The following is a 21,605-nucleotide window of genomic DNA, read 5'->3' on the forward strand; positions in this document are numbered from 1 at the left end:
CGCGACCCGCTCCTGCTCTTCCTTCTTCAATTCCGCGCTGGACGCGCACGGAACCTGTCCGTGGCCCTGCGGAGGGATTGCGCAGGGGCGTAAGCGCCATGGATGGCGCGCCCGAGCCTCCAGGGATGGATTCACGGCGTCCCCTGCGCAATCCCTCCGCAGGGCCAACCCCACGAATCCTGCCGCACACCGCGAGGGGCTCAGCCGTTGGCCGAACCCCTTACAGCGGCCGTGCCGGATCCACCAACCCGTACTGGCTGGCCATCCGCGCCAGCGCGATGTTGTCGTGGATCCCCATCTTCTCGAACAACCGCACCTTGTGCGTGTTCACCGTCTTCGCACTCAGGCTCAGGCGCCGCGCGATGTCTTCCTGGCGCAGGCCCTGGGTCAGCAACAGGGCCACCTCAAGCTCGCGCGGCGACAGGTTGTCGAACGGCGAACCATTGCCTTCCACTGTCGACAGCGCCAGATTCTGCGCGATGCTGGTGCCCAGGTAGCGACGACCGGCCGCCACATCACGCACCGCACGCAGCAGTTCCTGCGCATCGCAGCCCTTGCCGATGTAACCGGCCGCACCGGCTTCGAGCAGGCGCTTGGGCAGCGGGCCGTCTTCCAGTACCGACACGATCACCACGCGGGTATTGCGGTGGCTGCGGACGATGCGCTCGGTCACTTCCATGCCGCTCACGCCCGGCAGGTGCAGGTCGCACAGCACCACATCCGGCAGCAGCTGGCGGACTTCACGCAGCGCGTCTTCGCCGGTCTCGGCTTCGCCCACCACCTCGATGTCGGTTTCCCCCGACAGAATCATCTTCATACCGGTGCGGACCAGCGCGTGGTCATCCACCAGGTAGACTCGAATCGTCATTCATGTACCTCTTCGAATGCGGCCATTGCAGGTCAAGCTAGGCAGGGTGCCGATGCCCTGCAAGCGCGTCCGGAATGCGGCATCGGCGATCTGCCTTGCGCATCACAGTACCGCGCGTTGTGCTTGCCCCCTGTCTTGCAGAACCTGCTGCAACGAAACAACTGATCTATCACGTAGACGTCCCTCAAGGGCCATCCACGTCAAACCCCCTGTGTTGGTGCTTCGCTGGCCTTCGCTGGCGGCGGGCCGTGACGTCGCCAAGGGTGCCGGCGACTGAACATGACCAGATAGCACCCTACCACCCAAACCAGCGCGGCACACCATCCGGCCAGGATGTCGGAGGGGTAATGCACCCCCAGATAGACCCGCGACACGCTTACCAGCAGGCTGAACGCGGGTGCCAGCATCAGTACCGGCCAGCGCCAACGGGTGTTCCAGGCGAGCAGTACCAAGGTCACGGCAAGGGTCATCGAACCCATCGCATGCCCGCTGGGGAAGCTGAACGTCGATTCCGGCGCGATCGATTCCCACAGGCTGGGGCGCTGCCGCTGGAAGAACTGCTTGCTGCCCATGTTCAGCAGCGCCGACCCTACGAAGCTGACCGCGACGAAGGTCGCCTCGCGCCAGCGCCGGTAGCCCAGCAGCACGCCAATGATCAGCACGTCGGCCGGGATCAGGAACCACTCGTAGCCCAGTTTCGAGATGAGCACGAAGAAGCGGTCCAGCCACGGCGAATGCAGGCCATGCATCTGCCACAGCAGGGGCGCGTCGAAATGGAACGATTCAAACTCGTGCACTTCGTCCGCCAGGGCAACAAAGCCTGCCAACGGCAGCAGCACGCCACCGAACAACAGGACCAGGCGCCAGGCGTTGCGCGCCATCCAGTGGCGGAAGCCGGAGGCGGACTCCGGTGCGGCGAGGATCGCAGGCTTATCCGGCGCTTCGGACATACGTGTGTTCGACGTAATCGTCGATCAGGGCGACGAACTCCTGGGCGATGTTGTCGCCACGCAGGGTCACCTTCTTCTCACCATCGACGAACACCGGCGCCGCAGGCGTCTCACCCGTGCCCGGCAGCGAGATGCCGATGTTGGCGTGACGCGATTCGCCCGGCCCGTTGACGATGCAGCCCATCACCGCCAGGGTCATGTTCTCCGCCCCCGGGTGGTGGATCTTCCACAGCGGCATCTTCTCGCGCACGTGGTTCTGCACCACCTTGGCCAGTTCCTGGAAGAACTCGGAGGTGGTACGGCCGCAGCCCGGGCAGGCCGTGACCAGCGGCGTGAAGGCACGCTGGCCGGTGGTCTGCAGCAGTTCCTGGGCGACGATCACTTCCTGCGTGCGCGACTGGCCCGGCTCCGGGGTCAGCGAGATGCGGATGGTGTCACCGATGCCTTCCTGCAGCAGCACGCCCAGCGCCGCGGACGATGCCACGATGCCCTTGCTGCCGATACCGGCCTCGGTCAGGCCCAGGTGCAGGGCGAAGTCGGAGCGCTGCGCCAGGTCGCGGTACACCGCGATCAGCTCCTGCACGCCACTGACCTTGGCCGACAGCACGATGCGATCGCGCGGCAGGCCCAGCTCCACCGCCTGCTCGGCCGAATCCAGCGCCGAGCGGATCAGCGCCTCGCGCAGCACGCGGCCGGCGTCCCAGGGCTGTTCGCGCAGGTTGTTCTCGTCCATCAGCTTCGCCGCCAGGGCCTGGTCCAGCGAGCCCCAGTTGGCGCCGATGCGCACCGGCTTGTTGTAACGGATGGCGAATTCGATCAGCTGGGCGAACTGCAGATCCTTCTTCTTGCCGAAGCCGACGTTGCCCGGGTTGATGCGGTACTTGGCCAGTGCTTCGGCACATGCCGGTTCGGCGGTCAGCAGCTGGTGGCCGTTGTAGTGGAAATCGCCGATCAGCGGCACGTCGATGCCCATCATCGCCAGCTTGTCGACAATGCGCGGGATCGCCGCAGCGGCTTCCACGGTATTGACGGTCAGCCGCACCATCTCCGAACCGGCACGCCACAACTCGGCCACCTGCTTCACGCTGGAGGCGACGTCGGAGGTGTCGGTGTTGGTCATCGACTGCACCACCACCGGCTTGCCTCCGCCCACGGTGACTCCGCCGATCTGGACGGCATGGGTCTGGCGGCGCGGCCAGGCAGTGGCATCGGAGGGCGGAGTCGGGCGGGTGACGGCGTCGTGCATGGGCGCATTCTACCGCCCGGCCCTGCATTCGGGGTGACTCGCATTCAGCCGGCGGCACGGCTGCGGCCGATTGTCGCAGGCACGGTCACGCGCGAACGCATACGATGAGCGTGAATGACCGGTCCCGACGCCCCGTTTCTCCGAACCCTGTGCAGCCTGCGCTGGCTTGCAGTAGGCGGCCAGGCCGCCACCATCCTGGTCGCCACCTGGGTGCTGGGGCTGCCGTTGCCGCAGCTGCCGCTGTGGGCCGGCGTGGCGGTGCTGGCCCTGTTCAACATCTATACCCAGCTGCGCCCGGAAGCGGCCGACACCGCACCGCTGACTGCATTCGGCCACATCCTGGTGGACGTGATCATCCTGACCTGGATGGTCGGCTGGAGCGGTGGCATGGCCAATCCGTTCAGCTCGCTGTTCCTGATCCTGATCGCACTGGCCGCGTTCGCCCTGCCCCTGCGCTGGGCGCTGGCGGTGGCACTGGCCTGCCTGCTCGGCTACGCCGCCAGCGGCATCTTCGGCCAGCCCCTGCCGGACGGCTATTTCCGCGCGCAGGACCTCAACCGCTGGGGCGTGGTCGCCAATTTCCTGATTTCCGCGGCGGTCGTGCTGGCCTTCTCCACCCGCCTGGCGCTGGCGCTGCGCCAGCGCGAACTGGAACTCTCGGCCCTGCGCGAACGCTTCGCCCGCAACGAGGGCATCGTCGCCCTGGCCACCCATGCCGCCTCGGTGGCGCATGAACTGAACACGCCGCTGGCAACCATGACCCTGCTCGCCGACGACGTGGCCGAACGCAGTGAAGAGCCGGAAGTGCGCGAGGACATGGAAACCCTGCGCGAGCTGCTGGTGCAGTGCCGCGAGCGCGTGCTGGCGCTGGCCGCACCGGCCTCGGCCGATGCGCCCGGACGCAGCCATTCCAGCGCGCAGCAGGTGCTGGAGCAATGGCGCCTGGTGCGACCGACCATCGACCTGCACCGCAACGACGATGCGCCGCTGCGGCTGCCGCTCGACCCGGGCGTGGGCCACCTGCTGATGGTCCTGCTCAACAATGCCGCCGATGCCGGCGAACAGGCCGGCCGGCCGCGCGTGGACCTGGACCTGCGCATCGAAGGCGACGATCTGATCGGCGAAGTACGCGACTACGGCCACGGCTTCAACGCGCGCGCCGCGGTGCTGCCGGGCAAGCTGTTCGGCAGCAGCAAGAGTGAAGGCATGGGGGTCGGCCTGGCCCTGTCCCATGCCACGATCGAACGCCTCGACGGCGAGATGTGGATGCGCCCGGCCCAGGGGGCCGGCAGCCGCGTCGGCTTCCGCCTGCCGCTGGCCCCACGCGAGGAAACCCCATGAGCGCCTCAACCCTCGGCCTGCTGGTCGACGACGACGAACTGTACCTGCGCACCCTGCAGCGCAGCCTGGCCCGCAAGGGACTTGAAACGCAGACCGCGCAGGATGCCGCCAGTGCGCTGGCACTGGCCCGCCAGCACCCACCCGCGTTCGCCCTGATCGACCTGAAGCTGGGCAGCGATTCCGGCCTGGCGCTGATCCAGCCGCTGCGTGCGCTGCGCGCGGACATGCGCATCCTGCTGGTGACCGGCTACGCCAGCATCGCCACCGCGGTGGAAGCGATCAAGCTCGGTGCGGACGATTACCTGCCCAAGCCAGCCACGGTACCGATGATCCTTCGCGCTTTGGGCGAGGAGGATGACGGCCCGGCCGACGATGGCGAAATGGAAGTGCCCGACGCGATGACACCGATCAGCCGCCTGCAGTGGGAACACATCCAGCAGGCGATGCACGAGACCGGCGGCAACGTGTCGGCAGCCGCGCGCCTGCTCGGCATGCACCGGCGCTCGCTGCAGCGCAAGCTGGCCAAGCGGCCCAGCCCGGAACGCGACCCGAGCCGCTGAGGCACCACGCCCTTCATGGTAGTGCCGGCCGCTGGCCGGCAACCCGTCCGCTCCGGTAGTGCCGGCCGCTGGCCGGCATCCAGGTGATGCTTCAATCGTTCATGAGGTTGCCGGCCAGCGGCCGGCACCACCAGAGCCTCAGCGCTTCAGCTGCGCAAGGATCTCGCGGGTCATCGGGTCGGCAACGGCCACATCCTCGCCCTGCAGCGCCGGCAGCAGGCCGCTGGCCAGCTGCTTGCCCAGTTCGACACCGAACTGGTCGAAGGCGTTGATGTTCCAGATCACCGACTGCACGTACACGGCGTGTTCGTACATGGCGATCAGCGCACCCAGCGCCTGCGGGGTCAGCGCCTCGAGCAGGATCAGCGTGCTCGGGCGGCCGCCCGGGTAATCACGGTGCGGGTCGTCGCTGCCCTGGCCATTGGCCAGTGCTTCGGTCTGCGCCAGCAGATTGGCCAGCAGGGCCTGATGATTGATCGTGTAGGGATCGTCGTTGTGCACGCAGCCGATGAAGTCGGCCGGAACGATGCTGGTGCCCTGGTGCAGTGCCTGGAAGAAGCTGTGCTGCACATCGGTGCCCGCGCCTCCCCACCACACCGGCACGGTATCGGTGGTGACCGGCTGGCCATCACGCTGCACACGCTTGCCCAGGCTTTCCATCACCAGCTGCTGCAGGTAGGCCGGCAACAGCGCCAGGCGCTGGTCGTAGGTCATCACCGCATGCGTGGCATGGCCCAGCAGGTTGCGGTTCCAGATGTCGGTCAGGCCGTGCAGCACCGGCAGGTTGCGCTCCAGCGGTGCATCCAGCGCATGCGCATCCATCTGCGCAGCACCTTCCAGCAGCTGTTCAAAGCGCTCGAAGCCGATCGCCAGCGCGATCGGGAAACCGACCGCAGACCACAGCGAATAGCGGCCGCCGACCCAATCCCACATCGGCAGCACACGATCGGCGGCGATGGCAAAGGCCTTGGCGGCACGTTCCGGATTGGCGCTGACCGCGTACAGGCGATCGCTGCCACCCAGCCAGTCGTGCAGGATCTGGCCGTTGAGCAGGGTTTCCTGGGTGCCGAAGGTCTTGGAGATCAGGATGCCGGCGGTCTTGGCCGGATCCAGCGTGGCCAGCGTACGCTGCATGGCCGCGCCGTCCACGTTCGATACGAAATGCACGCGCAGGCGCGCACCGCTGACCGGACGCAGCGCGTCGGCGACCAGGCGCGGGCCAAGGTCGGAACCACCGATGCCGACACTGACTACATCGGTTACGCCACTGTCTTCCAGCGCGCGCACCAGCACGCCCATGCGCTGGCGGATCTCGCGCGCGGTGGCATAGGCCTCGGCCGCCACCGGCGCATCGACCACGTCGCCGCGCAGTGCGGTGTGCAGCGCGGCGCGACCTTCGGTCAGGTTGACCTGCTCGCCACGGAACAGGCGGGTGATGGCACCACCGACATCACGGTCGGCAGCCAGCGCCAGCAATGCCTGCAACGCCGCGGCATCGTATTTCTGCCGGGCGAAGCTGACGTACAACGGACCGACCCGCAGCGCCAGGTCCTGCACGCGGCCGGGTTCGGCGGCGAGCAGGCCGGAGATGCTTGCGCCCTTCAGGCGCTGGGCGTGGGAATGCAGCGAGTCGAATCCGTTGTTCGTTGTCATGCGGCCTGGGTCGGGATCGTGTCGTTGGTGTGGGTGATCTGGTTCTTGCCATCAACGTACACCAGCTTCGGCTTGAAGCTGTCGGCTTCCTGCTCGGTCATGCTGGCGAACGCGGCAATGATGATGATGTCACCGACCTGCACGTGGCGCGCGGCGCCACCGTTGAGCGAGACAACGCCGCTGCCGGCTTCGGCGCGGATGGCATAGGTCGAGAAGCGCGCACCGTTGGTCACGTCCCAGATGTGCACCTGCTCGAACTCGCGGATGCCGGTGGCAGCCAGCAGGTTGTCATCGATGGCGATCGAGCCTTCGTAGTTCAGCTCGGAATGGGTGACGGTGGCGCGGTGGATCTTGGTCTTGAGCAGGGACAGGTGCATGGGGGCGCTGCAACGGCAAAGGAAAGAGCGGATTCTAGCACCCGCTTGGCCGTCGTCAGGGGCCTGCGGCAGGACGCTGAAGGCCGTTCAGGCGCCCTCGCCCGGCGGCGGCGCCGTGGCATGGACGGCACCGCCCTGCAGTGACAGCCTGAACACCGTATGGAAGGCCAGCCCGGAGGCCAGGCCCAGGCCCCCTGCAGCCAACACCGTCAGCCCATAGCTGATCACATCGAATGTATCGACATAGCGCAGGCGCTGCAGCAGCGGCCCATGGATCGCGCCCGGCCATTCATGGCTGGCCATGGCCAGCGCGCCCAGAGCAGCCCCTGCAAGCACGAAGCGGGGCCGGCGCAGGAGCCGCCGAGATCGCGGGAGCAGCGCCATCGGCAGGAACACCGCGATGGCGCTGCAGACGCCCAGCCCGAACATCAGTCCACCGCCGGTGAGCGCGGGCATCGGCGTGCGCCTGAATTCAAATGCGAACAACAGGCCGCCAAACAGTTGGGCCGGCAGCATGCCTGCCGCCAACACGGCCAGGATAGAGGCCCGGGCAAGCCGACCAGCGTCAGTGGAGGGCGTCTTCATTGCCGTTCTCCCGTCCATGGGAAGGTGCGAGGCGCCCATTGTGGGCGCCCCCGGGCCGCATGCGGCTCAGAACTCCAGGTTGTCGATCAGGCGGGTGGAGCCCAGGCGCGCGGCGATCAGCGCTACGCGGCCACCGCCATCGAACGTCGGCTCGGCCAGCTCCGGGGTGCGCAGCACCGCATAGTCGACCTGGAAACCGGCCGCCTGCAATGCCGCCGTGGCGTCGGCCTCGATGCGATCACGCGCCTGCCCGGCCACGTAGCCTTCGCGCATGCCCAGCAGGGTGCGGTGGATGGTGGTCGCGACCGGGCGCTGTTCGGCGCTCAGGTACTGGTTGCGCGAACTCTTGGCCAGGCCATCCTCGTCGCGCACGATGTCCGCGCCGACGATCTGGATCGGGAACGACAGCTCAGCCACCATCTGCCGGATCACCGCCAGCTGCTGGTAGTCCTTGCGGCCGAACACGGCCACGTCCGGCTGCACCTGCAGGAACAGGCGCGCCACCACCGTGCAGACGCCATCGAAGTGGCCCGGGCGGCTGGCACCTTCCAGCACCTCGCTCACGCCGGGCGCGTGCATCTGCGTGGTCTTGTCCACGCCCAGCGGGTACATGGCCTCGACGCTGGGCAGCCACACCGCATCGCAGCCGACCTGCTCAAGCCCGGCCACATCGGCCTCGGGCGTACGCGGATAGCGACTGAAATCCTCGTTCGGCCCGAACTGGGTCGGGTTGACGAAGATGCTCGCCACCACCTTGTCGGCGTACTGGCGGGCCAGGGTCACCAGCGAATGGTGGCCACCGTGCAGGTTGCCCATGGTCGGCACCAGCGCCACGCGCAGGCCCTCACGCTTCCACTGGGCGATCTGCTCGCGCAGTGCGCCGAGCTCGTTGAAGGTCTGGATCATTGGGCGTAAGCGTGCTGTTCGTCGGGGAAGCTGCCGTCGCGCACGGCGTCGGCATAGGCGCGGGTGGCACCGGCCACCGAACCGCCTTCGGCAAGGAAATCCTTGACGAACTTGGGGCGGCGATGGCCACTGTCCAGGCCGAGGAAATCGTGCAGCACCAGCACCTGGCCGTCGCACTGCGGGCCGGCACCGATGCCGATGGTCGGCACCTCCACCGCAGCGGTCACCTCGGCGGCAACCGGGGTCGGCACGCACTCAAGCACCATGATGCTGGCGCCGGCAGCGGCCACGGCCCTGGCATCTTCCACCAGCTGGCGCGCGGCATCGCCGCGGCCCTGGATCTTGAAGCCGCCCAGGCGCAGCACCGACTGTGGGGTCAGGCCCAGATGCGCACAGACCGGAATCTCACGCTCAACCAGGTAGCGGATGATGTCGACCTTGAAGCCGGCACCTTCGATCTTGACCATCTCGGCACCGGCCTGCAGCAGCTGCAGCGAAGCATCCAGCGCGCGCTCCGGAGTGGCATCGGCACCGAACGGCAGGTCGGCCACCAGCAGCGCGCGCTGCAGCACACGGGCCACGGCGCGGGTGTGGTAGACCATGTCGGCCACGGTCACCGGCAGGGTCGAATCATGGCCCTGCACGACCATGCCCAGCGAATCGCCGATCAGGATCAGGTCGACACCATTGGCATCGAAGGTGCGGGCAAAGCCAGCGTCGTAGGCGGTCAACATGACCAGCTTCTGGCCATTGCGCTTGGCCTCGGCCAGGGCGGGAACGGTCCAGGGCTTGCTGTCTGCGTGGGTGCTCATGTGCTGATAACCGGGGGAGATAACCCGGGCATTATCACCCTATCGGCGCGATCCCGCAGGCATCCACCCGCATCACTGCATCCCGCACGCGGCCATGGCCGGGGATGGCCAGATCCGGCGCGATTTCGGCCAGCGGCACCAGCACGAAGGCACGCTCGTGCATGTAGGGGTGTGGCACCTGCAGGCCGGGCTGGTCGAGCACCTGCGCGCCATACAGCAGCAGGTCCAGGTCCAGCGCGCGCGGCCCCCAGTGCACCGCCGCATCACGCACGCGGCCAAAGCCCTGCTCCAGCGCCAGCATCGCCTGCAGCAGTTCATCGGCTGCCAGTGACGTTTCGACCGCGGCCACCGCGTTGACGAACGGTGGCTGGTCTTCATTGCCCCAGGCCGGCGTTGCGTACAGGCGCGAGGCCTGCAGCACGCGGGTCCCGGGCAGGCCGTCCAGCGCAGTGATCGCCGCGCCGACAGTCGTGGCCGCATCGCCGAGGTTGGCGCCGAGGCCGATCCACGCTGGCGTCATTGCTTATTCGCCAGCTGCACCGGCCGAGGCCCCCGGGCGGCGGCGACGACGGCGACGCTTGCGCGGTGCTCCGTTCTCGTCATCGCCCTCTTCGCTGTGCATCGCGTCCAGCGACGATTCCAGCTCGCGGCCCGACTGCGCCTGTGCGTCGCGCCAGAATTCAACATCGGCAGCGTGCTCGGCCGAGGCCACCTGGCGCAGGCTGAGGAAGTCGAACGCGGCGCGGAAGCGCGCATGGGTGAGCGTGCGGAACACGCGCTTGCGCTGGCGCGAGCTGAAACGCGACTGCAGCAGCCAGATTTCCTGCATCGGCAGCGAGAAGCGGCGCGGCAGCGCGATGGTGCTCAGCTGCTGCACGGTGACGCGGTCGGCGGCACGACGCTGCGCCTCTTCCGGCGCCACGCCCTGCTTGAGCAGGGTCGCCTGGGCGCGGCAGAACGCCGGCCACAGCAGCAGCGCGAACAGGAACGCCGGCGAGACCGGCTCGTCGTTGGCCACGCGGGCATCGGTATTGGCCAGGCCCTCTACCAGCATGCGGCGCAGCGCGCCGGTGCGGTTGGACTTCAACGCCCTGGCGCTTTCCGGGAACAGCACGTCGAGCAGACCGTAGCGCTCCAGGCCTTCGAAGCTGGCCACGCCGTGCCCGGACAGGAACAGCTTCAGCACTTCCTCGAACAGGCGTGCCGGCGCGGCTTCGTTGAGCAGGCCAGCCAGCTGCGGGATCGGCGCGGCGGTGCCCTCTTCGATCTGGAAGCCGAGCTTGGCCGCCAGGCGCACGGCGCGCAGCATGCGCACCGGGTCTTCCTGGTAGCGCTGTACCGGGTCGCCGATGAGTTTCATCAGGCGCGCCTGCACGTCTTCGAAGCCACCGGTGTAGTCACGCACCGAGAAGTCCTCGATGGCGTAGTACAGGGCGTTGCAGGTGAAGTCGCGGCGGACGGCGTCGTCTTCGATGGTGCCGTACACGTTGTCGCGTACAAGCATGCCGTTTTCCATCTCGCGGTCGCCACTGCCGTCATCGCTGTTGGCGCGGAAGGTGGCGACTTCGATGATCTCGCGGCCGAACACAACGTGGGCGAGGCGGAAACGGCGGCCGATCAGGCGGCAGTTGCGGAACAGCTGCTTGACCTGTTCGGGCGTGGCGTCGGTGGCCACGTCGAAATCCTTGGGTTGGCCATTGACCAGCAGGTCGCGCACCGCGCCGCCGACAAGGTAGGCGCCGAAGCCGGCATCGCGCAGGCGATAAAGCACGCGCAGGGCGTTCGGGCTGATGTCCTTGCGGGAGATCGTGTGCTGGTCGCGCGGGATGACGCGCAGGCTGAACGGTGATGTAGCAGAGGAAATGATGTTGGCGCTTCCGGTTGAAGTTTCGGGATTGCCCAATGGCATCGAGGTGCATATACTAGCGCTCCTGCCTCGGCAGCGACACAGTTACGCTCCCTTCGTCTAGTGGTTAGGACGTGGCCCTCTCAAGGCTAAAACAGGGGTTCGAGTCCCCTAGGGAGCGCCAGTCGCCGCAGCAGGAACCGAAAAAGCCCGCCTTGTGCGGGCTTTTCTGTTTTCCGGGCCTGCAATCGGCTTGAGCCGGTGGGGTCACCCAGGGCAGGACACGCCGTAAACCCATCCATGGGGGCTCAATGGCGCCATCCATGGCGCCAACGGTCCTGCCCTGGGTGACCCCACCGGCTCTGGACGGTTTCCCGCGAGCTGCGGCAACAACCGGCCAGCGCTTCGCCGCATCCGCACGCACCATGAACTGTCAGGAGGGGGCAGGCCGCCCTCTCACACTCTGGACAAGCAGGCGCCAACGGAACGCAACCGAAGCCAGTCGCCGTCAGCCTTCCATCTGCTCCAGCTCCTTGCCCTTGGTCTCGCGTACGTAGCGGACCACGAAGACGATCGAGAGGATCGCCGCGACCGCGTAGATGCCATAGGCGCCGGCCAGGCCGATGCCGGCCAGCAGCATCGGGAAGGTCACGGTGATCGCGAAATTCGACGTCCACTGCGCCGCACCGGCAACAGCCAACGCCGGGCCGCGGATCTGGTTGGGGAACATCTCGCCCAGCATCACCCACATCACCGGGCCCCAGGACATGTTGAAGAACACCACGTAGACGTTGGCCGCGACCAGCGCCAGCCGGCCCATGCCGTCGGACAACTGCAGTCGACCGTCGGCCAGGCTGCCACTGGCGAACGCGACCACCATCAGCACCAGCGCCACCGACATGCCGACCGAGCCGATCCACAGCAGCGGCTTGCGCCCGATGCGGTCGATCAACAGCACCGTCAGCAGGCAGGCACCGATGCTCAGCCCACCGGACAGCACGTTGATCAACAGCGCGTCGCTTTCCGAAAAGCCGACCGCCTGCCACAGCACTGCGCCGTAGTAGAACACCACGTTGATGCCGACCAGCTGCTGGAACATGGCCAGGCCAATACCCACCCACAGGATCGGCCGCAGCTTGCCGGTGGCCTTGTTGCGCAGGTCGCCGAAGCGCGGCTTGTGCTGGTCCTGGGCCAGGCTGGTTTCGATCTCGGCCTGCTTGGCCGCCGCCGCGGTATCACCGTACAGCCGCGCGAGCACCGCCCTCGCCTGCTGCTGGCGCCCCTTCAGGACCAGGAAGCGCGGGCTTTCCGGAATCACCAGCAACAACAGCAGGAACAGCCCCGACGGCAGCGCCTGCATCCAGAACATCCAGCGCCAGGCCTCACGACCCAGCCACAACGGCTCGGTCGACGCCCCGGCGGCGCGGGCCAGCAGGTAGTTGCTGAGGAACGCCGCGAACAGGCCGCAGATGATCGCCATCTGCTGCACTGTGGCCAGGCGCCCGCGATAGCGCGCCGAGGCCACCTCGGCGATGTAGGCCGGCGACATCACGCTGGCCGCCCCTACTGCAAAGCCGCCCAGCACGCGGGCCGCGATGAACAGCCACGAGGCGTGGGCTGCGCCGGCGCCCAGCGCCGAAACCAGGAACATCAGCGCCGACACGATCAGGACGCCGCGGCGTCCCAGGCGGTCGCCCAGCCAGCCGGCCAGGAACGCACCGATCGCGCAGCCCAGCAGCATCGAGGCGACTTCGAAACCGAGCGCCGCCTCGCTGGAGTTGAAGGCCTGGCGCAGGCCATCGACCGTGCCATTGATGACACCACTGTCGAAGCCGAACAGGAATCCACCGAGCGTGGCCACGCAGCTGATCAGGACGATGAATGCAGTGTTCTCACCGCCATGGGGTGCGATGCTGGGCTTGGCTGGCGACATTGACGATCCTGCTGGGAAGGGGGCCGGCCACCCGACGCAGCCGGCTGACCCGCAGCGTCGCACAGGCCCCGCCCTGCCGCCAATGACTGCCACGGCCGCGCCTGCCAGACGCCCGATTTCCGCCCCGCGCCGACACCGGGGGCCAACCTGTTCTAGAATTGGCGGGTTCAAGAATCGATCCACCCCCAGCCCATGCCCTTTGTCGTCACCGAAAACTGCATCAAGTGCAAACACACCGATTGCGTGGAAGTGTGCCCCGTGGATTGCTTCCACGAAGGCCCGAACTTCCTGGTGATCGACCCGGATGAGTGCATCGACTGCACCCTCTGCGAGCCGGAGTGCCCGGTCAATGCGATCTTCCCGGAGGACGATGTCCCCGCCGGCCAGGAAGGCTTCGTCGCCCTCAACGCCGAGCTGGCGAAGGAGTGGCCGGTGCTGACCGTGCGCAAGGACCCGCCCGCCGACGCCGGCGAATGGGATGGCAAGCCGGACAAGCTGAAGCTGCTGGAGCGCTGAGAAGCGCCCACGGCGGCAACGAAAAGGGCGCCCACGGGCGCCCTTTTCTGTTTTCCGGTGAACGCCAACCGCAGAACCGGTATGCCAACCTCGCGATACGGCATGCCAACCTTGCGATCCGGTAGGTGCCAACCTTGGTTGGCACAGAAGCACCGACCAAGGTCAGTCTCTACCAGAGGCAGCCCTTACTGGGCCAGCTTCGCCTTCAGCGCGGCGATCAGCTTCACCGGCGCTTCGGCGGTGGCCGGCAGGCCACGCGGGTCGACCGCGGAGATGTAGGCGCCGGCATCGACGGCGACCACGCGGACCAGGAAGTTGCTGCCTTCGTAGGCCACGTCATACGAGCCGAGCAACTGGGCGCGGCTGGCGATGGTCACGCCCTCCACGCCTTCCAGCGCGGTACCGACCTTGGCGAAGGCTTCATCCTTGCCACCAGCAATGGTGAAACCGGTATTGCCAACGGCCGGAGCCGCGGCCGCCGGTGCTGCCGGCTTGGTGGCCGACACCAGCGCCGGCACCTTGTTGTCACCGGTGGTGGCCGGCAGGTTGAGGTCCGGCGGCACTTCCAGCGGACGCATTTCCGGGGCCAGGGCATAGTCGCCCTTGACGCCACGCTTGAAGCAGCCGGTGGTGCCGGCGGCAACGGCCACCGCAAGCAGGGCGTAGGACAGCACGCGGACAGTGGAAACGGATTGACGCATGTGAATCTCCTGGGTCAGACCAAGACGAAAGGTCAGTGGCTGGAAAGGGCTTCAAGGGCGGCGATGTCGCCGGCAAGATGGTCGGCGGCCGCGTGGTGCGGCGCCGACAGCGGCAGCAGCGGCAGGCGCAGGTCATGGCCGATGCCGATACGGCGCAGCAGCGCCTTGACCGGAATCGGGTTCGGTTCAACACCGCAGAAATCATGGAACGGCTGCAGGCGCGCATCCCAGGACTCGGTGGCTTCGTGGTCATGGGCGGCGGCCAGCTCGCACATGCGGCGGTAGGCGCCGGGCAGCACGTTGGAGCCGACCGAGATCAGGCCGTCGATACCGGCCCGGATCGAACGCGCGGCCGTACCGTCGTCGCCGCTGAGCACGGCGAACTGCGGGCTGCGCAGTGCGAGCAGCGCCTGCACCCGGCCGGTGTCGCCCACCGCCTCCTTGATGCCGACGATGTTGGGGTGGCTGGCCAGTTCGGCCACGGTCTCCGGCTGCATGTCGCAACCGGTACGGCCGGGCACGTTGTACAGCACGACCGGCAACCCGCCCTGGTCGGCGACCGCACGATAATGGGCAATCAGGCCGGCCTGGGTCGGCCTCACGTAAGGCGGGGTGACCACCAGTGCATGGCTGGCGCCAAGCGCGGCCGCACGACGGGTCTGTTCGATGGTTTTGGCGGTACCGGACAGGCCGGTGCCGGCCATGACCGGGATGCGGCCGCCAATGCGTTCGACCGCGCTGGCCAGCAGCAGGTCGTACTCGGCATCGGTGAGGGTTGCCGCTTCGCCGGTCGAGCCGGCAACGACAACGCCATGGACGCCACCTTCCAGTTGCAGGTGCAGCAGGCGCTGCCAACCGTCGGGATCGAGGGCGCCGTCGGCCCGGAACGGGGTCGCCAGCGCGGTGATGAGGCCGGAAAGGGACAAGGACGTGCTGCTCTTGGCTGGAAAGGGAAAACGCCCGCCACGAAAGGCCGGGGGCGACCTGAATGTTACTTGCGGCGCGAAAGCACGGGCAAGTATGCTGGACACCGGTGGATCCCCGCCTCTGGCGGGCATTCAGACTAACGCATGCATTACCCGGAATCGCCTTGACCGACACCACCCCGCGCCCCGCGCCGAGCGAAAACCACCTCCTGATCAACGCCTATACGACGCATCCGGAGTCCCCCCTGCTGTCCGTCACCCGCCGCATCGCCGACAGCGGCTGCAATCTGGTGGACGCACGCCTGGCCACGGTCGGCCGCGATGTGTCGGTCACCGCCCTGGCCACCGGCTCCTGGGACTCGGTGGCCAAGCTGGAGGCGATGCTGACCCGGCTGGAGCGCGAGGAAGGCCTGAAGCTGGTCTGGTACCGCACCGCGGCCAAGCAAGCGCAGTCCAACCTGCTGCCGTACATTGTCGAAGTGATCGCCGCCGACAAGCCGGGCATCCTGTTCCAGCTGGCCGATTTCTTCGACCGCCAGGGCATCACCATCGAGAACCTGCAGAGCACGCGCTACCGCGCCATGCAGACCGGTGCGGAGATGTTCAGTGCACAGGTCACCATCGGCGTACCGGCCAACATGCACATCGCCGCGCTGCGCGACGATTTCCTTGAGTTCTGCGACCACCTGAACCTGGACGCGATCATGGACCCGATGAAATTCTGATTGGGAGTGCGGATTTTTCGCGCGCCTCTCACGGGCGCGTGGCGTTTCATGCAATTGTCGTAGAAACAACCCAGGCTCGACAGAAGGACCTCATGAACAACGGCGATACCCTGGACAGCACCACCCTTTCCCTGCCGCTGGCGCTGTCCGGTGGCGACCAGGCCACTCTCGGCGACTATGCCGGCCAGTGGCTGGTGCTGTACTTCTACCCCAAGGACAGCACTCCCGGCTGCACCACCGAAGGCATCGACTTCAACGCCCTGCTGCCGAAGTTCAAGAAGGCCGGCGCGGTCGTGCTCGGCGTCTCTCGCGACTCGGTGAAGTCGCACGACAACTTCTGTGCCAGGCAGGGCTTCAACTTCCCGCTGGTCAGCGATGGCGACGAAGCGCTGTGCAGCGCCTTCGACGTGATCAAGATGAAGAACATGTACGGCAAGCAGGTACGTGGCATCGAACGCAGCACCTTCCTGATTTCCCCCGACAGCCGCATCGTGCAGTCCTGGCGCAAGGTCAAGGTTGCCGGCCATGCCGATGCCGTTCTCGCCGAACTGAAGGCCTCCCAGTCCAAGTGAGTCCCACTGCCTACTGTGTCTGCCATCACCCTGCCCCGCAGCAGGCCGTGGTGGTTTTTCCCTGTCCGTAACCAGGAATCGACGATGACCCGAGGCAAGCGCATCTACGTGCTGGATACAAACGTGCTGATGCACGATCCGACCGCGCTGTTCAAATTCGAGGAGCACGACATCTACCTGCCCATGCAGGTGATCGAGGAGCTGGACAACGGCAAGAAGGGCACCTCCGAAGCGAGCCGCAACGCCCGCCAGGTGAGCCGCTTCCTCAACGAGCTGGTGCAGGAATCCGGCCTGGACAACCTGGCCGACGGCATTCCGCTGCAGCGCCCCAACGGCCTGCAGCTGCGCGGCAAGCAGAGCGCCGGCAAGCTGCGCTTCCAGACCAGCCACTTCGACGCGGGCAAGAGCTTTGGCAAGGTCATTCCCGACAATGCCATCCTTGGCGCGATCCTGGCGCTGAAGGAAGAAACGCCGGACCTGCCGGTGGTGTTCGTTTCCAAGGACATCAACCTGCGGATCAAGGCCGCCATCGCCGGCATCGTGTCCGAGGACTACGAAAACGACCGCGCGCTGGACGATTTCAGCCTCCTCTACACCGGCGCCACCGAGCTGCCGGAAGACTTCTGGAAGCGCCACGGCGACGACCTGCGCAGCTGGAGCGACAAGGGCCGCAGCCATTACGAAATCCAGGCGCAGGACGGCGAGGAGTGGTACCCGAACCAGTACGTCTACCTGCCCGGCGAAGACGAAGTCGAACTGCGCGTCAGCCGCGTGGTCGGCGACGGCAAGGTAGTGCTGTCGCTGGTCGATGATTTCCGCCACGGCAGCCACGCCGTCTGGGGTATCAGCGCGCGCAACCGCGAGCAGAACTTCGCGCTCAATGCACTGATGGACCCGGAGATCGACTTCGTCACGCTGCTGGGCACCGCCGGCACCGGCAAGACCCTGCTGGCGCTGGCTGCCGGCCTGGCGCAGACGATGGACCAGCAGCGCTACCGCGAGATCATCATGACCCGCGCCACGGTCAGCGTCGGCGAGGACATCGGTTTCCTGCCGGGTACCGAGGAGGAGAAGATGACGCCGTGGATGGGCGCGCTGACCGACAACCTGGAAGTGCTCACGCACAACCAGGAAGGCGGCACCTGGGGTCGCCAGGCCACCAACGACCTGCTGGCCAGCCGCATCAAGATCCGCTCGATGAACTTCATGCGCGGCCGTACCTTCCTGTCGCGCTACCTGATCCTGGACGAGGCGCAGAACCTCACCCCGAAGCAGATGAAGACGCTGATCACCCGTGCCGGCCCCGGCACCAAGATCGTCTGCCTGGGCAACGTTGAGCAGATCGACACCCCGTACCTGACCGAGACCACCTCGGGCCTGACCTACGCGGTGGATCGTTTCAAGAACTGGCCGCATAGTGCGCACATCACCCTGCGCCGAGGCGAACGCTCGCGCCTGGCCGATTACGCTTCGGAGGTGTTGTGAACCGCTGCACCCGCCTGCTGCTGCCCACGGCTGCGATCACCCTCGCAGCCGTGCTCGGTGCCTGCACCACCACGCGCGGCCCGGCCAGTGTGCCGACCGCCGAGCGCACCGGGCAGTCCTGGGTGGTCACCCGCCCGATCATCGCCGCGCAGGTGCTCGACACCTGCTCGCGCGCCAGCCCCGGCCGCGAGCCCGGGCGGGTCAGCGGCTACTGGGCACCCAGCCGGCAGCAGATCGATCAGCTGGAGGCACAGCTGTCGTCGCTGGAGGCACAGGTACCGAAGGTGCTGGACTTCGACCGCCAGTACGTCGGCATCGAAAGCGCCGGCAAGCGGCTGATCTACGTCAACGCCTTCCACCTGCCCGACGACAGCGGCATCAATCCGGCACGCGAAGCGATCCGCGTCTGTGACGGCGGCACGCAGTTCTGGGGCGCGGTGTTCGACCCGGCCAGCAACACCTTCAGCGAGCTGCAGTTCAACGGCGGCTTCGGCGGGCCCTGAGGGGCCCCGCCGATGGGAATACGCCTGCCCACCTGGGTCTGGATCGGCGCGGTCGCGCTCTCGTGCGTGGCCGGCATGGTCAACGTGGTCGGCTTCCTCGGTTTCGAGCACCAAGCGGTCAGCCACATGACCGGCAGTACCAGCCAGTTGGGCATGGCGCTGGCGCAGGGGGACTGGCGCGCCGTCGGGCACCTGTGGGGGCTGCTGATCGCGTTCTCGCTGGGTGCGATGCTCAGCGGCCTGCTGATCCAGGACAGCGCCCTGCAGCTGGGCCGGCGCTATGGCGTGGCGCTGGCACTGGAATCGGCGCTGCTGCTGGTGGCCATTCCACTGTTCGAACAACATCAGATCTGGGGCGCACTGGCCGCCGCCATGGCCTGCGGCCTGCAGAACGCGATGGCCACCACCTTCAGTGGCGCAGTGGTGCGCACCACCCACCTCAGCGGCATGTTCACCGACCTCGGCATCGGCCTCGGCCACCTGCTGCGTGGGCTGCCGCTGCAGGTACGACGGCTGACCCTCAGCGGCCTGATCATCAGCGGCTTCCTCGCCGGCGGCATCCTCGGCGCCTGGCTGTTCATGCGCTGGCAGTACGACGCCCTGCTCGCCCCCGCCCTGCTGACTGGCCTGACCGGGCTGGGTTATGTGCTGTACCAGCAGTGGGCGCGTTGGCGGCATTGAATCAAGGACATCCACGCATGGCGTGGATCTACCTTCCCCTGCGGGACCACGGCACAATCAACCGATGAGCCCGACCACTCCCGTTTCCGCCCTCACCATCGCCGGCTCCGACTCCGGCGGTGGCGCCGGCATCCAGGCTGACCTCAAGGCCTTCGCCGCACACCGCGTGCATGGCCTTTCCGCGATTGCGGCACTGACCGCGCAGAACACCCGCGGCGTCATCGCCGTGCACGTGCCACCCGTCGAGTTCCTGCGCGCGCAGCTGGATGCCTGCTTCGACGACTTCGACATCCACGCGGTGAAGCTGGGGATGCTGGCCAACGCCGAGGTGATCAATGCCGTCGCCGATGCATTGGAGCGCCATCGCCCGCCACACGTGGTACTGGACCCGGTGATGGTCGCCACCAGTGGGGCACGCCTGCTGGAAGACAGCACATTGCAGGCCATGCGTGAACGCCTGATCCCGCTGGCCACGCTGATCACCCCCAATACGCCGGAAGCAGAACTGCTGGTCGGCCGGAAGATCAGCAACGGCGAAGACGCAGAACAGGCCGCCTCGGCCCTGCTCGACCTCGGTGCCGGCGCAGTGCTGCTCAAGGGTGGCCACCTGCATGAGGGCAATCGCGTGATCGATCGCTACTTCGACGGCGTCAGCAGCGAAGAATTCATCCACGCACGCCTGCCCCTCGATGCTCATGGCACCGGCTGCACGCTGGCCTCGGCCATCGCCGCGCAGTTGTGCAACGGCTTGAGCCTGGCCAATGCCTGCGAAGCCGGTATCGACTACGTTGCACGCGGCCTGCAGCAGGGCTATGCCCCCGGCCGCGGCGAGGTGCTGGTGCTGGATCACTTCGGCGCGGCACCACACGCATGAGCCTCACACCCGACATCCTTGCCGTGCAGTGCGCTGATGGCCATCGCTTCGAGGTGATCGCCTGCGTGCCCGCACAGCCCATCGCACGCCTGCTGTGGCTGCCGGCACTGGGCGTGGCGGCGCGCCACTACCTGCCACTGGCTTTGGCGCTGGCGGCGAAGGGCGTGGCGGTGTACCTGCACGAGTGGCGCGGCAACGGCAGCAGTTCGCTGCGCCCATCGCGCACGCAGGACTGGGGCTATCGCGAGGTACTCGAACAGGATCTGCCGACCAGCCAGGCCGTCCTGGCCGCAGCGGATGACGAAGGCGACGCCCTGCCCTGGATCATCGGCGGCCATAGCCTGGGCGGGCAGCTGGCCTGCGTGCATTCCGGCCGCAACCCGCAGCGCTTCAACCGGCTGTGGCTGGCCGCCAGCGGCTCACCGTTCTGGCGCGGATTCCCACCACCGCGTGGCTGGCTGCTGCCGCTGGTCTACCGCTTCCTGCCGTGGATCGCACAGCGCCAGGGCGTGCTGCATGGCCGTCGCCTCGGCTTCGGTGGCACCGAAGCGCGCGGGCTGATCGCCGACTGGGCGCGCGTCGGCCTGAACAACCATTACGCCGCCGTCAGCATGGACGAAGACCTCGATGCGCAGATGGCGCGTGTGCATGGCAGCGCACAGGCGGTGCTGATGGAGCACGACTGGTTGGCCCCCACCGGATCGATGCAGACGCTGCTGGCGAAGCTGCCGAATGTGGACGCGCAGCTGCGCGTGCTGTCCGCGCAGGAACTGGGCACGCGCGCCGATCATTTCGCGTGGCTGAAGGCCCCTGATGCCGTGGCTGACAGCTTTTTCATTCAGTTGGATGAAAATTTTCACAAAACTGTTGACGGTACGCGCCGACATCCGCATAATTCCGCTCCTGTCGCAGGGCGCCCGTAGCTCAGTTGGATAGAGTACCTGGCTACGAACCAGGCGGTCGGGAGTTCGAATCTCTCCGGGCGCACCACTCGACAGGTTTCCAGCATCCGCCGCTGGAAATGCAGTAAAATTTGATTGTGTACCGCGCGCCCGTAGCTCAGTTGGATAGAGTACCTGGCTACGAACCAGGCGGTCGGGAGTTCGAATCTCTCCGGGCGCACCATACACAGTCAGCACAACAAGTTCATGTAATTGGCGCCCGTAGCTCAGTTGGATAGAGTACCTGGCTACGAACCAGGCGGTCGGGAGTTCGAATCTCTCCGGGCGCACCATTACACCGAAACAGCAGGCCTCGGCCTGCTGTTTTTTTATGCGTGTTTTTCGGCAGGGCTGTGCCCTGCACCCTGGTAGTGCCGGCCGCTGGCCGGCAACCTCAACGGCAACGGCAACGGCAACGGCAAAAGCTGGCATTCCGTGGGGTGGCGGGGCGGTGTCGGAGTGCGGGAACGCCGCAAGTACGTCCATGTAGCAACTGTGTTGATGGAGGGACTTGGCCCCTCCATGAGACGGGCACGGTAGTGCCGGCCGCTGGCCGGCAGCCTTTGGTCTTGCGCCCTGGCTGGCCTTAGGCAGGGACCAGCCC

23 protein-coding genes and 4 tRNA genes are annotated in these 21,605 nt (G+C 66.9%); 14 read left to right on the forward strand and 13 right to left on the reverse strand.

The features are described 5' to 3' along the window. Positions 1-220 precede the first annotated feature (220 nt). The 3 genes from H4O10_RS06640 to ispG all read right to left on the reverse strand — a co-directional run bounded on the left by H4O10_RS06640 (position 221) and on the right by ispG (position 3,064). Entirely contained in the window at positions 221-868 is a 648-nt protein-coding gene (locus tag H4O10_RS06640) for a response regulator (protein WP_099596224.1), read from the reverse strand. 200 nt (positions 869-1,068) lie between these two features. Next, positions 1,069-1,818 carry a phosphatase PAP2 family protein gene (locus H4O10_RS06645; RefSeq protein WP_005409066.1) on the reverse strand — a complete coding sequence of 250 codons (750 nt, stop codon included), beginning with the start codon at positions 1,816-1,818 and terminating at the stop codon, positions 1,069-1,071. Beyond that, positions 1,799-3,064, reverse strand: coding sequence for a flavodoxin-dependent (E)-4-hydroxy-3-methylbut-2-enyl-diphosphate synthase (ispG, locus tag H4O10_RS06650; RefSeq protein ID WP_005409065.1), 1,266 nt, complete (start codon positions 3,062-3,064; stop codon positions 1,799-1,801). Before ispG ends, H4O10_RS06645 begins: the two co-directional genes overlap by 20 nt. 114 nt (positions 3,065-3,178) lie before the next feature. Between ispG and H4O10_RS06655 the strand changes: the two genes are divergently transcribed. Beyond that, positions 3,179-4,405: an ATP-binding protein gene (locus tag H4O10_RS06655; RefSeq protein ID WP_005412965.1), complete on the forward strand. Its 1,227-nt coding sequence runs from the start codon at positions 3,179-3,181 to the stop codon at positions 4,403-4,405. Continuing rightward, a complete protein-coding gene (locus tag H4O10_RS06660; RefSeq protein ID WP_005409063.1) occupies positions 4,402-4,965 on the forward strand; it encodes a response regulator transcription factor in 564 nt (187 codons plus the stop codon). The genes H4O10_RS06655 and H4O10_RS06660 overlap by 4 nt, the downstream gene beginning before the upstream one ends. Positions 4,966-5,103: 138 nt before the next feature. Here H4O10_RS06660 and pgi read toward each other — a convergent pair whose 3' ends face one another. The 7 genes from pgi to pcnB form a co-directional block, all read right to left on the reverse strand. Next, positions 5,104-6,618, reverse strand: coding sequence for a glucose-6-phosphate isomerase (gene pgi, locus H4O10_RS06665; RefSeq protein WP_049396132.1), 1,515 nt, complete (start codon positions 6,616-6,618; stop codon positions 5,104-5,106). Further along, positions 6,615-6,995 (reverse strand): aspartate 1-decarboxylase, encoded by a 381-nt coding sequence (gene panD / locus H4O10_RS06670; protein ID WP_005409061.1) that lies wholly within the window; start codon positions 6,993-6,995, stop codon positions 6,615-6,617. The genes pgi and panD overlap by 4 nt, the downstream gene beginning before the upstream one ends. A gap of 87 nt (positions 6,996-7,082) precedes the next feature. Beyond that, complete coding sequence (locus tag H4O10_RS06675; RefSeq protein WP_049396133.1) at positions 7,083-7,580, reverse strand: hypothetical protein; 498 nt, start codon at positions 7,578-7,580, stop codon at positions 7,083-7,085. A gap of 66 nt (positions 7,581-7,646) precedes the next feature. Then, a complete protein-coding gene (gene panC / locus H4O10_RS06680) occupies positions 7,647-8,486 on the reverse strand; it encodes a pantoate--beta-alanine ligase (protein WP_012479762.1) in 840 nt (279 codons plus the stop codon). After that, the gene (panB, locus tag H4O10_RS06685) at positions 8,483-9,298 is read right to left on the reverse strand and encodes a 3-methyl-2-oxobutanoate hydroxymethyltransferase (RefSeq protein ID WP_033833063.1); all 816 of its coding nucleotides are present in this window, start codon (positions 9,296-9,298) and stop codon (positions 8,483-8,485) included. Before panB ends, panC begins: the two co-directional genes overlap by 4 nt. Before the next feature lie 34 nt (positions 9,299-9,332). Further along, on the reverse strand, positions 9,333-9,818 hold the full coding sequence (folK, locus tag H4O10_RS06690) for a 2-amino-4-hydroxy-6-hydroxymethyldihydropteridine diphosphokinase (protein ID WP_012479761.1): 486 nt from the start codon (positions 9,816-9,818) through the stop codon (positions 9,333-9,335). A gap of 3 nt (positions 9,819-9,821) precedes the next feature. Beyond that, positions 9,822-11,201, reverse strand: coding sequence for a polynucleotide adenylyltransferase PcnB (gene pcnB / locus H4O10_RS06695; protein ID WP_049396135.1), 1,380 nt, complete (start codon positions 11,199-11,201; stop codon positions 9,822-9,824). Between the two features lie 52 nt (positions 11,202-11,253). Here pcnB and H4O10_RS06700 point away from each other — a divergent pair. Then, positions 11,254-11,328 (forward strand) — tRNA-Glu (locus H4O10_RS06700). A 324-nt stretch (positions 11,329-11,652) separates the two neighbouring features. On the opposite strand, the gene H4O10_RS06705 is transcribed toward H4O10_RS06700, so the two are convergent. Next, on the reverse strand, positions 11,653-13,077 hold the full coding sequence (locus tag H4O10_RS06705) for a sugar porter family MFS transporter (protein ID WP_012479760.1): 1,425 nt from the start codon (positions 13,075-13,077) through the stop codon (positions 11,653-11,655). Positions 13,078-13,269: 192 nt separating this feature from the next. Between H4O10_RS06705 and fdxA the strand changes: the two genes are divergently transcribed. Beyond that, on the forward strand, positions 13,270-13,593 hold the full coding sequence (fdxA, locus tag H4O10_RS06710) for a ferredoxin FdxA (protein WP_005409054.1): 324 nt from the start codon (positions 13,270-13,272) through the stop codon (positions 13,591-13,593). A 185-nt stretch (positions 13,594-13,778) separates the two neighbouring features. Here fdxA and H4O10_RS06715 read toward each other — a convergent pair whose 3' ends face one another. Next, positions 13,779-14,294, reverse strand: coding sequence for a hypothetical protein (locus tag H4O10_RS06715; protein WP_005409053.1), 516 nt, complete (start codon positions 14,292-14,294; stop codon positions 13,779-13,781). 32 nt (positions 14,295-14,326) lie between these two features. Further along, on the reverse strand, positions 14,327-15,220 hold the full coding sequence (gene dapA, locus H4O10_RS06720) for a 4-hydroxy-tetrahydrodipicolinate synthase (protein WP_005409052.1): 894 nt from the start codon (positions 15,218-15,220) through the stop codon (positions 14,327-14,329). A 164-nt stretch (positions 15,221-15,384) separates the two neighbouring features. Between dapA and H4O10_RS06725 the strand changes: the two genes are divergently transcribed. The 10 genes from H4O10_RS06725 to H4O10_RS06770 all read left to right on the forward strand — a co-directional run bounded on the left by H4O10_RS06725 (position 15,385) and on the right by H4O10_RS06770 (position 21,294). Further along, on the forward strand, positions 15,385-15,945 hold the full coding sequence (locus tag H4O10_RS06725; RefSeq protein WP_005409051.1) for a glycine cleavage system protein R: 561 nt from the start codon (positions 15,385-15,387) through the stop codon (positions 15,943-15,945). Between the two features lie 92 nt (positions 15,946-16,037). Beyond that, positions 16,038-16,517, forward strand: a complete 480-nt coding sequence (locus H4O10_RS06730; RefSeq protein WP_005412958.1) for a peroxiredoxin — start codon at positions 16,038-16,040, stop codon at positions 16,515-16,517. An 84-nt stretch (positions 16,518-16,601) separates the two neighbouring features. Then, positions 16,602-18,002, forward strand: coding sequence for a PhoH family protein (locus H4O10_RS06735; RefSeq protein WP_005409049.1), 1,401 nt, complete (start codon positions 16,602-16,604; stop codon positions 18,000-18,002). Then, positions 17,999-18,505 carry a hypothetical protein gene (locus tag H4O10_RS06740; RefSeq protein WP_012479757.1) on the forward strand — a complete coding sequence of 169 codons (507 nt, stop codon included), beginning with the start codon at positions 17,999-18,001 and terminating at the stop codon, positions 18,503-18,505. Before H4O10_RS06735 ends, H4O10_RS06740 begins: the two co-directional genes overlap by 4 nt. Positions 18,506-18,517: 12 nt before the next feature. Continuing rightward, a complete protein-coding gene (locus tag H4O10_RS06745; protein ID WP_012479756.1) occupies positions 18,518-19,186 on the forward strand; it encodes a YoaK family protein in 669 nt (222 codons plus the stop codon). A 64-nt stretch (positions 19,187-19,250) separates the two neighbouring features. Beyond that, positions 19,251-20,060 (forward strand): bifunctional hydroxymethylpyrimidine kinase/phosphomethylpyrimidine kinase, encoded by an 810-nt coding sequence (gene thiD, locus H4O10_RS06750; RefSeq protein WP_182680963.1) that lies wholly within the window; start codon positions 19,251-19,253, stop codon positions 20,058-20,060. Next, positions 20,057-20,983: an alpha/beta fold hydrolase gene (locus tag H4O10_RS06755; protein WP_049396134.1), complete on the forward strand. Its 927-nt coding sequence runs from the start codon at positions 20,057-20,059 to the stop codon at positions 20,981-20,983. Before thiD ends, H4O10_RS06755 begins: the two co-directional genes overlap by 4 nt. Then, positions 20,974-21,050, forward strand: a tRNA-Arg gene (locus H4O10_RS06760). The genes H4O10_RS06755 and H4O10_RS06760 overlap by 10 nt, the downstream gene beginning before the upstream one ends. A 58-nt stretch (positions 21,051-21,108) precedes the next feature. Then, a tRNA-Arg gene (locus H4O10_RS06765) sits at positions 21,109-21,185 on the forward strand. Positions 21,186-21,217: 32 nt separating this feature from the next. Next, a tRNA-Arg gene (locus tag H4O10_RS06770) sits at positions 21,218-21,294 on the forward strand. Positions 21,295-21,605: the final 311 nt, after the last annotated feature.

This window comes from Stenotrophomonas sp. I18B00994, from assembly GCF_014145825.1.
Classification (GTDB): domain Bacteria; phylum Pseudomonadota; class Gammaproteobacteria; order Xanthomonadales; family Xanthomonadaceae; genus Stenotrophomonas; species Stenotrophomonas maltophilia.

Coding starts and splice junctions, on each gene's coding strand:
- H4O10_RS06675 (WP_049396133.1), bottom strand. CDS start 7,580: ATGAAGACGCCCTCCACTGACGCTGGTCGGCTTGCCCGGGCCTCTATC.
- panB (WP_033833063.1), bottom strand. CDS start 9,298: ATGAGCACCCACGCAGACAGCAAGCCCTGGACCGTTCCCGCCCTGGCC.
- panD (WP_005409061.1), bottom strand. CDS start 6,995: ATGCACCTGTCCCTGCTCAAGACCAAGATCCACCGCGCCACCGTCACC.
- H4O10_RS06640 (WP_099596224.1), bottom strand. CDS start 868: ATGACGATTCGAGTCTACCTGGTGGATGACCACGCGCTGGTCCGCACC.
- H4O10_RS06735 (WP_005409049.1), top strand. CDS start 16,602: ATGACCCGAGGCAAGCGCATCTACGTGCTGGATACAAACGTGCTGATG.
- pgi (WP_049396132.1), bottom strand. CDS start 6,618: ATGACAACGAACAACGGATTCGACTCGCTGCATTCCCACGCCCAGCGC.
- H4O10_RS06755 (WP_049396134.1), top strand. CDS start 20,057: ATGAGCCTCACACCCGACATCCTTGCCGTGCAGTGCGCTGATGGCCAT.
- folK (WP_012479761.1), bottom strand. CDS start 9,818: ATGACGCCAGCGTGGATCGGCCTCGGCGCCAACCTCGGCGATGCGGCC.
- H4O10_RS06655 (WP_005412965.1), top strand. CDS start 3,179: ATGACCGGTCCCGACGCCCCGTTTCTCCGAACCCTGTGCAGCCTGCGC.
- H4O10_RS06730 (WP_005412958.1), top strand. CDS start 16,038: ATGAACAACGGCGATACCCTGGACAGCACCACCCTTTCCCTGCCGCTG.
- fdxA (WP_005409054.1), top strand. CDS start 13,270: ATGCCCTTTGTCGTCACCGAAAACTGCATCAAGTGCAAACACACCGAT.
- ispG (WP_005409065.1), bottom strand. CDS start 3,064: ATGCACGACGCCGTCACCCGCCCGACTCCGCCCTCCGATGCCACTGCC.
- H4O10_RS06715 (WP_005409053.1), bottom strand. CDS start 14,294: ATGCGTCAATCCGTTTCCACTGTCCGCGTGCTGTCCTACGCCCTGCTT.
- H4O10_RS06745 (WP_012479756.1), top strand. CDS start 18,518: ATGGGAATACGCCTGCCCACCTGGGTCTGGATCGGCGCGGTCGCGCTC.
- panC (WP_012479762.1), bottom strand. CDS start 8,486: ATGATCCAGACCTTCAACGAGCTCGGCGCACTGCGCGAGCAGATCGCC.
- H4O10_RS06660 (WP_005409063.1), top strand. CDS start 4,402: ATGAGCGCCTCAACCCTCGGCCTGCTGGTCGACGACGACGAACTGTAC.
- H4O10_RS06705 (WP_012479760.1), bottom strand. CDS start 13,077: ATGTCGCCAGCCAAGCCCAGCATCGCACCCCATGGCGGTGAGAACACT.
- thiD (WP_182680963.1), top strand. CDS start 19,251: ATGAGCCCGACCACTCCCGTTTCCGCCCTCACCATCGCCGGCTCCGAC.
- H4O10_RS06645 (WP_005409066.1), bottom strand. CDS start 1,818: ATGTCCGAAGCGCCGGATAAGCCTGCGATCCTCGCCGCACCGGAGTCC.